A 545-nucleotide genomic window follows, 5' to 3' on the forward strand; every position below is an offset into this window, starting at 1 on the left:
GATAGCGTTCGTTGCGCACGGATTAATTTATGTTCGAGATGTTTTAAGTGACGAGGATTCTTGGCTTTCGAACCATCGCTCAAAACAACAAAATCTGTTAATCCTAAATCGATGCCAGTGCTTTTGTTTGTATGATTGCGCTTATACTCGTTAGCTTGTTCAACTAAAATAGAAACAAAATATTTACCCGAAGCGTTCTTTCGAATGGTTACGCGTTTAATTGTGCCTTCGACATCTCGACTTTTAGCGAATCGTACCCATCCGATTTTCGGTAATTTAATTTTATTGTCATCTAGCTGTATATTATTGTTCACCATTTTCGTTGTGTAACTTTTGATGTCATTCTTTTTGTTTTTGAACCTAGGAAACTTGTTTTGTTTCTTAAAAAAACGTTGGAACGAATCATCTAACTGTTCGATAGACGCTTGTAATGCGATGCTATCAACGGATTTTAACCACGGAAACGTTTTTTTAAGACTAGGAATTTCTTTCATATAATGCGTTTTCTTAAACGAGGAACCCGTGGTTTTTACGTCAAACAAAGC

At 36.0% G+C, this 545-nt stretch carries 1 protein-coding gene; it reads right to left on the reverse strand.

Annotated features, from left to right (window positions below):
- A partial coding sequence (locus KC820_RS13135) for a transposase (protein WP_212371716.1) occupies positions 1 to 494 on the reverse strand: 494 nt, incomplete at its 3' end.
- Between the last annotated feature and the right edge of the window lie 51 nt (positions 495 to 545).

The organism is Allobacillus saliphilus (assembly GCF_018138385.1).
GTDB lineage: Bacteria > Bacillota > Bacilli > Bacillales > Alkalibacillaceae > Allobacillus > Allobacillus saliphilus.